This is a genomic window from Gemmata sp. (assembly GCF_051859125.1).
Lineage (GTDB): Bacteria > Planctomycetota > Planctomycetia > Gemmatales > Gemmataceae > Gemmata.
This window is the reverse complement of sequence record NZ_JBHYGG010000134.1, coordinates 1-8,711: the sequence shown is the minus strand read 5'-3', so window position 1 is coordinate 8,711 and position 8,711 is coordinate 1. Positions and strand designations below refer to the sequence as shown.

Sequence of the window (8,711 nt, the reverse complement as noted above, 5' to 3'; positions counted from 1 at the left end):
CCCTCACCCGCGACTCGCAAAGCCTCGTCGCGACCTCTCCCCCGAGACCGGGGGCATCGGCGAGTGCGGAACGCGGAGTGGAGAGTGCGGAATGAAAGCCCGGTGTTCGAACTCCGCACTCCGCGTTCCGAACTCCGCACTTCCTGAGCCCCCGGTCTCGGGGGAGAGGTCGCCGCGCTTCGCGGCGGGTAAGGGGGTGCCGCGCCCGAAGCGTCGGCCCCACGACACGGCAGCACGAACCGCGGTGCCTCTGTTCTGCTACGGGCACGGTTCGCCAATCTCGACGGGGCGGCACGCATGTCTCGACTTCGGTGCCCCCACCCGCTGCGCGGTCACGCCGACCCAGGGGCGTGTGGTGATGAGTCCGGCGGTTGCACCCAGCGGGCCGACGCGAACTTGTAGTGGCACTCCGGACACGACTGCAGCGGGGCGTGGTCGCCGCCCTTGGCGCACGCGTCGGGGCGGAACAGGTCGAACTGGCCGAAGCACCGCCCGCACCGCCAGAACTCGCCGACCGGCGGGGCCGCACCGCAGTTCGGGCACGCCCACCCGGCCCGGCGCTCCGCACGCTCCATTCGCGCGTACTGGCTCGAGAGCCGGACGCCGCTGAAGGCCGCCAGAGTCAGGAACGCGGCCATCAGGGCGAGCCACCACTCCCCGGTGCCCAGCGCCAGTGCGCAGAGACAGGCCCCCCCGAGAACCCCCACCCCCGCGGCGACCGCGAGGCCCGTCGAGCGACCGAGCCACCGCCACAGCAGCGCGTGGAGGAGTCGCCCGCCGTCCAGGGGGAACAGGGGTAGGAGGTTGAACACGAGGACGATGAGGTTGAACCACGCCAGCGAGGTGACGAACATCTCCTCGTCCGTCCGTGGGGCGTCGTCGGTGGCCGGGGCGAGAGCGAACGCGAGCGCGATCAGCACCGGGGCCAGGATCAGGTTCACCAGCGGCCCGGCGAGGGTCATCACGGCCTGGGCGCCAGGCCGCGGCGGCGGGGACACGACCGCGAGCCCGCCGAGCGGCCAGAGGATCACCCGGTCGGCCGTCCCGCCCACCCACCGGCAGGCGAAGACGTGCCCGAACTCGTGGAGCAAGATGATCGCGAACCCGGTCAGGTACGCGGCGACGGGCCACGCGAGCGACGAGTACCCCGACGGGCCGTCGTGGAGCACGAACAACGCAGCGATGAACCAGGTGAAGTGAACGTGGACGTCCACTCCGGCGACCCGGAATAGGCGGAGCCCGCCGCCCGCCTCCGCGACGAAGGGCTCCAACATCACCGGGCCCGGTGCGGCCGGGGCCGCCGCCGGTTCGGGTTCCGGCACGGGCGGAACCGGCACGGACGAAGCCGGCGTGCCAGGTTCGGGACGCGGGGGCACGGGTAGCACGTGCGACTCCGTCAGGTTCGCTTGACGTCACTTCGTCGAGAGGTCCTTCAGCAGCGCGTCGTCGTCCCTGGGGACGGCCCACGTGGCGAGGTCGAACGCGCCCTTCCACGGCTCCTTCGTTGCGGGCAGCCGGAGCACCGCGGACCACCCGCCGCCCGGCTTCGGCACGAACCGCCACGCGGCACCGGCCGGCGCGTCGATCGCCTCCAGCACCACGGCCTTGTCGCCGTCCTGGGGCAGCACCACCCGGGCGCCGGCGGCCGGAACGGTCGGCTCGGCGGCCTTCAGGTCGAGCGTGCCCAGCTTCTCGCCGCTCGCCGACACCACCCGCGGCTCCTTCACCGACTGGCCCGCCAGCAGCCACGGGGTGACGTTCGCCGGCGTCTCGACCGCGAACTTCCGCACGAACCCAGTCGCCACCGACCCCCGCATCGGCACGGGCGTTTCGGCCACGGTCAGCGTGCCCTCGCCGGGCGTCTCGGAGAGCCGGTAGCGGAACGTCGGGCGGCCGTCCTTGTCGAGCGCGTACCCGTCGAACCGCACCGCCATCGGGCCGTCGTAGATGCGGGCCGGTTCGAGCGGCAGCGGGAGGCCGAACGCCGGGTTCGTCGCACGCGCCGCGAAGTCGGGCGGCTGGCTCGGGCTCGCGGTCAGCCCCCACGGGTGCCCGGCCGGGGCCGACCAGAACTTCGGCCCGAGGAGCTTCGCCGGCGCGCCGCCCCGGTTGTTCCACACCGGCGTGGCGTCAATGAAGTTCCCGGCCCACGAGTACGCGATCCGGCACTGGTCGGCCGAGAACGCGAGGTTCACCCCGCCGGGGTAGCCGACCGCGATCGCCTTGCTCCCGGCCTCGGTCATGAACGTCCGCAGTACCTCGGGCCGGTCCTTCACGAGAACGGTGAGCCCCTTCGGCGGCTCCATCCCCTCCGGCAGCGGCAGGCCCGGCCCGAGCGACAGGTACGTCCACATCGCCTCGGCCTGGCCCTTCGGGTCGCCGTTGAGCACGGTCGAGAGCGTGGACTTGCCGTCGACGAACGCCTGCGGCATGCGGGTGCCGGGGGCCATGCGGAGCGGCTGGTGCAGCCACCGCTCGTACCACTCGTACCGCACCCGCTGGTTGATGGTCGAGAGGTCCGGGCCGCGGGTGCCGGTGTTCGGAACGCCGCCGATGTCGTGGCACGAGATGCACCCGAGCCCGGCCTTGCCGACGATCTGCCGGCCGAGCGTGATCTTCTGCGCGGCGATCTCCGCCTTGCGGATCGTATCGTCGGTCGCGGTCCCTTCCAGTGCCGCGAGCGCCTCGGGCAGGAACCCGACGTTCTGCTCGCCGTACTGCGGCATGCGCAGGCCCATCCACGGCCGCGCCCGGCCGCTCGCCGTCAGCACCGACTTGAGCCACGACGTCCGCGTCTTGTGCCCGACGCCGGTGAGCGTCGGCGGCCGCACGTCGTCCACGTTCTCGACCTTCTCGAAGAACTTCGCCTCGGTGGCGAGGTCGACCGGGATGCCGCCCTCGCCGTCGCGGGTGTGGCAGTTGAGGCAGTTGAACCGCTTGATGGCGACGCGGGCCGAGTACGCGGGCGCGGCGGTGCCGGCCCCGGTCAGGCCACTCTTCAGGAACGTGGCGAGTGCGGCCGCATCGGAGGCGTCGAGCTTGTACACCGGCACCTTCGCGGCGTCCGGCTTCGGGGCGATGCACCCGGTCGCACCGGCGGCCTTGATCTTCTCCAGCGGGGCGAAGGCGTGCGGCGCGCCGGGCTTGTTGCCGGCGTCCATCGAGTGGCAGTTCACGCAGCCCTTTGTTTCGAACAGCCGCGAGCCGACGGCGGCCCACTGCTTGCCGGCCGGGACCTTGTCGAGGTCGAGCGGCTTGTCGAGGTCGACGCCCGCGGCGCCCGCGAGCACCTCGGCCGGCTTGAGCTTCGGGACCGGCGGCGCGTCGGCGGCGATCGCGTCGTCGGTGACGCGGCACAGGTAGCGCGCGACGTCGGCCGCTTCCTTGTCGGTCAGGTTCATGTGCGGCATGCGGCCGTGCGGGTTCGTCTTGAGCGGGTTCTGGAGGTACGCGGCGAGCGGCTCGAACCGGGTCTTGCTGCCGATCGCGCCGAGCGCGTACTTGGTGACCGGGCCGAACACCTGTTCCTCGGCCGCGAGCGGCTCGCGGTCGTCCTCGACGTTCTTGGCGGCCGGCTTCGGCTCCTGGTGGCACGCGGCGCACCCGGCGACGGTGTACAGCGCCTTGCCGCGGTCGAAGCTCTGCTTCACGTCGCCCGGCGGGTTGAGCGCGGCCTTTTGCGGCACGAGCGGGGTGCTCGCGGTCGCGAGGAGGTACTGCCCGACGGCGTACCGCTCGGCCTTGCCCTTCTCGTCGTCGGCGAACATCTTCGGCATGGTGGTGTGAGGACGCACCTTCGACGGGTCGGCGAGCCACGCGTCGAGCCACCCGGCGTACACCCGCTTGCCGAGGTCGGCGAGGTTCGGGCCGGTGCGGTCCGCGAGCGTCTTGGCCATCGCGTCGCCGGCCGCCGGGCGGTGGCACTTGATGCACGCGAGTTCCTCGAACTTGAACCGGCCCTGCTCTTCGGCGAACGCCTGCGAGAACTCCGGCGACCGCTCCTTGGCGACGTGGCCGAGGAACTGGTGCGGGAGCGGCTCCTTGACGAACCCCGGCCCGACCCAGAACAGTTCGGCCCGGCACGGCGCGCCGGTCGTGCCGAACGTCGCCTCGAACGGCTGCACCCCGCCGTCGAGTTGCAGCTCGTCGCCCTTCACCTCGGACGCTTCGGCCGCGCCCGTTGCGACGAGCACCTCCTTGCCCCCGAGCTTCACGCGGAGCGTGCCGTTCTGCACGTTCGCGGAGAACGTGTACTTCCCGGGGCGGGTGACGTTGACGTACCCCTTCCACGCGGCGGCCCGCACGCCGGCGAGCTTCGGGTGCGGGGTCTCGCCGGCCTTGAGGGCGAGCGCGACCGTCGGTTCGAGCCGCAGGACGGGTGGCGGCGGCGGCCCCTTGTGAGGCTCGGTGAACGCGGCGACGAGACCGGGCTTGAGGTCGGACGGCTCGACGGCGTGGGCGGCGGTCGCGAGGACGAGCACCGCGAGGCCGGCAACGGGGGAGTGGTATCGCATTGGCGTGCGGGGTGGGTTCGTGCGGAGGGCAGGTGGAACAAAGTGATTATCCCGACCGCGACGCCCCCGGCAAGCGGAAAGGGCGTGCGTGTGGATTTGGGCGAGCGGGGGACGTGAGTCCCCCGGTGCATGAGAATCGCGGTTCTACCGGGGGACTCACGTCCCCCGCTCGCCCAAACCTACAGGGACATCTCGCCGGGACGCGCATCACGCGCAAGACGCACTCATTCGCGACGAGCTGCAAGCCGCCACGGAGCGGGCAGCGGCAATTCTCCAGCGCCAACACGCCGGCGAGCCGGGAGCGTGAGCGACCGGAGTTCGTGGTAAACGAGCGAGTGTCGGGCTCCAACAGGCGTCGCGACGGACGGGTGTTCAGCCCGACCCGGGATCTTCGTTTTCATTCAAGTCGGTTGGCCATGAGAGCGGTTCGGCGTGCCTCGCGGCGCGACAACAACCGCACCTGCGTCCCGGACCTACCCCCGCGCCTTGGTCTCCACGACGAACGCCCGGAGCTCGGCCAATTTGCTGCCCCGGAAGCGCCACACGTCGCAGTACGAGTAGTGCGTGGCCGTTCCGCCCGCGTCCCTCGTGGTCACCCCGCCGACGGCGGTGACGTAGTCGCCCTCCGCGATCATGTGGTCGACCGTCAACTTTGGCGGCCCTTGACGGTACGACACGGCCATCCATTGGCGGACGGCCTCTTTCCCCCGAAGGGTCTGGTCCCCGACGAACACCCAGAGCGTGTCGTCCGTGCAGAACGACAGAAACCCCTCGTAGTCGCCGCGCGTAACGGCCGCATTCGCGGCTTCGAGCACCGCCTTGTTACTCTCCGTCATCTCTGCGGCTCCTGTAGTTGAACGGACGCCGAGTCGCAGGCGGTCCATTGCACCAGGTGACTACCGCGGCTCGGGACTCTCCGCCGCCGAACTTGTAATCAGGCAACTCCGCCTTTGCGGGCTGCCCAGCACGGTTGGACGTCCGCCAGGGTAACTCGCAATGTGCGGAGTGACAAGCAGGTTCGCGGTTCTGGCGGCGTCCGTTCCCCCGTGTTAGGCAGACCAGCTCGGTCTGCCCAACACGGTCTGCCCAACACGGGGGACGCTCGGAGCCGGGCCGGTGGGCTGGTGACGCCCCGCCCGCCGCGGATCAGGGCACGGCTGGCGATCATGGTCGCCTCGACGCCGGCGTGGCCGACCAGTGCTTGGGCGGTGCGGGTCGCGGTGCGGTGCCGGGCGGTCGGGTGGCCGCTTGTCCGGCGGGTCAACGGGCGCTCTCCGGTGCGGGTGAGAGGGAGACGCGACCCGAGCGCCGCGTGACCGGGAACAGGTCGGAAGTGCGCGTCGGGCGTGCCCCAAAGCGGCGGCCCCGTCGCTGACGGTCCGGGTTCGCCATACAACACCCGGATGCCTGTGACCCCCGACGAACACTGGTCCGCCCGGTGCCGCGACGCACTGACCGCCTACTCCGAGCCGCTGCTGCGCGCCGTCGCCGCGAGGCTCGTCAAGCCGCGGGTGAACCAGCCGGCCGACGAGCTCATCGAGAAGTCGGTGGGCGTGTTCGCCAACCCGCCGGTCATCGACCGCCGGCTCCGCGACCTGCCCGAGCCGGCCCGCAAGCTGTTCGCGCTCGTCGGCCTGAGCCGGCAGCACCGGTGGAAGGTCGGGCACCTCATCACGCTGCTCTCGGCGGTCGGGCACCACGAGGGGTTCGCCCCGGTCGCCGACGCGCTCGGGGCCGGGCTCCTGTTCCCCGAACTGCCGCCCGGCCACCCGCCGCTCGCCGACTTCGCCGCGTGGCTCGCCACGGGCGGGGGGATGTCGGCGGAGGTGTTCGCGCACCCGGCCGTGTCGTCGCGGGCACGGGCCGAGGACCTCGGGCTGCCGGACCTGGGCGACGCGGCCCACGAGCCCCCGGGCCAGGTGCGCACCGCCGACGGGCTCGACTGGGTGCTGCGGCTCGCAGCCGTGTGGCAGCAGGTGCTCGCCGGCCCGGTCCGGTTCACGCAGGCGAACACGCTGTTCAAGAAGGACCTGACCCGGCTCCAGGCCGACGAGATGCTCGCGGCCCCGAGCGCCGACGTGCCGGTCCACGTCGCCGACGCGGGCGTCCTCTCACTGCTGTGGGCGGTCGCCGCCGGGCTGCTGGCCGACGACGCCGGCGAGCTGAAGGCGGTCGCGTTCCCCGCGACCTGGGACGGCACGCTCGCCGCCACGCTCGCGGACCTGTTCCCGGCCCTGCTCCGCGTCGAGGCGTGGGACCCGCTCGCCGGGTACACGGTGTACGACGCCGCGCTGTCGCCCGCCCCGACCGCCGGGCTCCTCACCCTGCTGCTGCTGGCGAAGCGGGCGCAGGTCGCCCCCGACGCGCCGTGGGTGCCGGGGGCCGCGATCGCCGAGTGGCTGTGGACGAACCACCCGTCGTGGGCCGCGCTGATCCCGCCCGACTCCGCGAAGGACAAGGGGGCCGCGTGGGTCCACGCCTACCTCGTCGGCGTCGCGTTCCCGCTGCAACTCGTCGAGTTCGCCGGCGACCTGTTCCGGCTGTCGCCGCTGGGCCGGCACCTGCTCACCGGCGACAGGGAGCCGCCGGCCCCGCCGGCGTTCCAGCAGACGCTCCTGGTGCAGCCCAACGCCGAGATCCTCGCGTACCGCCAGGGGCTCACGCCGGCGCTCGTCGGCACGCTGTCGCGGATCGCGAAGTGGAACGGCCTCGGCCCGGCCTGCACCCTCGAACTCACCCCGGAGCAGACGTACCGCGGGCTCGAATCGGGGATGACGCTCCCGATGATCGTCCAGGCGCTGACGCGGCACTCCAGCCGCCCGGTGCCGGCCGCGGTCGCCGACCTGCTCCACCGGTGGGCCAGCAAGCGGGAGCGGATCACCGTGTTCGCGTCGGCCGTGCTGGTCGAGTTCACCACGCCGGCCGAACTCGACGCGGCCGTGAACCGCGGGATCGTCGCCATCCGCCTGACGGACCGCATCGGCATCACCGCCGACGGGACCGAGCCGGCGCTGGCGCAACTGCGGCTCATCGCCAACCGCGACTACGAGTCGAAGCCGCAGCGGTGCGTGACGGTCGCCGACGACGGGGTCACGCTGACCGTGGACGCGGCCATCGCCGACCTGCTGCTCGACGTCGAGTTGGGCCGGTTCGCGGTGCCGCTGCCGGTCGAGCCGAACGCCCCGCGGCGGTTCCGGCTCGTCCCGGAGTTGCTCCGGAAGACGGCGCAGAACAACCCCCTGGCGGACATCGACGGGTGGTTCATCGACCGCACCGGGCACCCGCTGTCGTCGGCCGGCCGGCTGTTCCTGCTCGGGCCGCAGGTGCCGCCCCCGACGGCCGAGCGGCTGTTAGTGGTGCGGTTCCCCTCGACGGACGTGGCCGACGGCGTGATGCAGTGGCCCGAGACGCGGCCGCTGGTCGCCGAGCGCCTCGGGCCGACGACCGTGGTGGTGGACGAGGAGAACCTCGCCGCGCTGCAAACGGTGCTGGCCGGGATCGGCGTGACCCTGCCGGGGTGAGCCCCGCCTTTCGAGCCACGGGGCTTGTCCCCGTGGTGCCTGGACGCGCAGAAGACCACGGGGATAAACCCCGCGGCTCGAAAGAAATCAGAGATACGCTCGTGCCCCACGGTGCGGCTCGCCGCGAAGCGCGGCTCGACGCACCCTACCGCCCGCGCCGCACCACACGCCATCACCCCTGCGAGCGGCGGACGGCGTTGATCGTCTCGTCGAGCTTCGAGAGGAACCGCGAGCGGTCCCGGGGCGTCATCGGGGCCGGGCCGCCGGTCGCGGTGCCGGACTGCCGCAGGTCCTCGAGCAGGTCGCGGACCGCCAGGGCCTCGCCGACCGACGCGGCGTCGAACAGCCGCCCCTTCGCGTCGAGCGCCACGCCCCCGGTTGCGACGACCCGCGCCGCGAGCGGCACGTCGGCGGTGATCGTGATGTCCCCCGGCCCGGCGACGCCGGCGATCCAGTCGTCGGCCGCGCCGAACCCGGGCCGCACGACCAACTCGACGAGCGGGCTGGTCGGCACCCGCTGGTGCGCGTTCGCGACCACGACCACCTTCAGGCCGTACCGTGCCGCGACCCGGTAGACCTCGTCCTTGACCGGGCACGCGTCGGCGTCGATGTAGATCACGAGCATGGGAGCCCCGGGGGCGGACAACGTCGGTGTCTTTCAGGGTGGGCGACTCAC

At 72.4% G+C, this 8,711-nt stretch carries 5 protein-coding genes; 1 reads left to right on the top strand and 4 read right to left on the bottom strand.

Annotated elements, in window-relative coordinates; genetic code table 11:
- Nucleotides 1-332: 332 nt before the first annotated feature.
- From ACTIGN_RS13840 to ACTIGN_RS13830, 3 genes are all read right to left on the bottom strand, one after another.
- The gene (locus ACTIGN_RS13840; protein WP_439624740.1) at nt 333-1,274 is read right to left on the bottom strand and encodes a site-2 protease family protein; all 942 of its coding nucleotides are present in this window, start codon (nt 1,272-1,274) and stop codon (nt 333-335) included.
- A gap of 138 nt (nt 1,275-1,412) precedes the next feature.
- Nucleotides 1,413-4,514, bottom strand: coding sequence for a c-type cytochrome (locus ACTIGN_RS13835; protein WP_439624738.1), 3,102 nt, complete (start codon nt 4,512-4,514; stop codon nt 1,413-1,415).
- Nucleotides 4,515-4,987: 473 nt separating this feature from the next.
- On the bottom strand, nt 4,988-5,350 hold the full coding sequence (locus tag ACTIGN_RS13830) for a nuclear transport factor 2 family protein (protein WP_439624736.1): 363 nt from the start codon (nt 5,348-5,350) through the stop codon (nt 4,988-4,990).
- A gap of 567 nt (nt 5,351-5,917) precedes the next feature.
- Between ACTIGN_RS13830 and ACTIGN_RS13825 the strand changes: the two genes are divergently transcribed.
- Nucleotides 5,918-8,035 carry a helicase-associated domain-containing protein gene (locus ACTIGN_RS13825; protein ID WP_439624734.1) on the top strand — a complete coding sequence of 706 codons (2,118 nt, stop codon included), beginning with the start codon at nt 5,918-5,920 and terminating at the stop codon, nt 8,033-8,035.
- Nucleotides 8,036-8,207: 172 nt separating this feature from the next.
- On the opposite strand, the gene ACTIGN_RS13820 is transcribed toward ACTIGN_RS13825, so the two are convergent.
- Entirely contained in the window at nt 8,208-8,660 is a 453-nt protein-coding gene (locus ACTIGN_RS13820) for a YaiI/YqxD family protein (protein ID WP_439624732.1), read from the bottom strand.
- Nucleotides 8,661-8,711: the final 51 nt, after the last annotated feature.

Excerpts from the sequence above, each read along its gene's own strand:
- ACTIGN_RS13820 (WP_439624732.1), bottom strand. The coding sequence starts at position 8,660 with ATGCTCGTGATCTACATCGACGCCGACGCGTGCCCGGTCAAGGACGAG.
- ACTIGN_RS13830 (WP_439624736.1), bottom strand. The coding sequence starts at position 5,350 with ATGACGGAGAGTAACAAGGCGGTGCTCGAAGCCGCGAATGCGGCCGTT.
- ACTIGN_RS13835 (WP_439624738.1), bottom strand. The coding sequence starts at position 4,514 with ATGCGATACCACTCCCCCGTTGCCGGCCTCGCGGTGCTCGTCCTCGCG.
- ACTIGN_RS13825 (WP_439624734.1), top strand. The coding sequence starts at position 5,918 with ATGCCTGTGACCCCCGACGAACACTGGTCCGCCCGGTGCCGCGACGCA.
- ACTIGN_RS13840 (WP_439624740.1), bottom strand. The coding sequence starts at position 1,274 with ATGTTGGAGCCCTTCGTCGCGGAGGCGGGCGGCGGGCTCCGCCTATTC.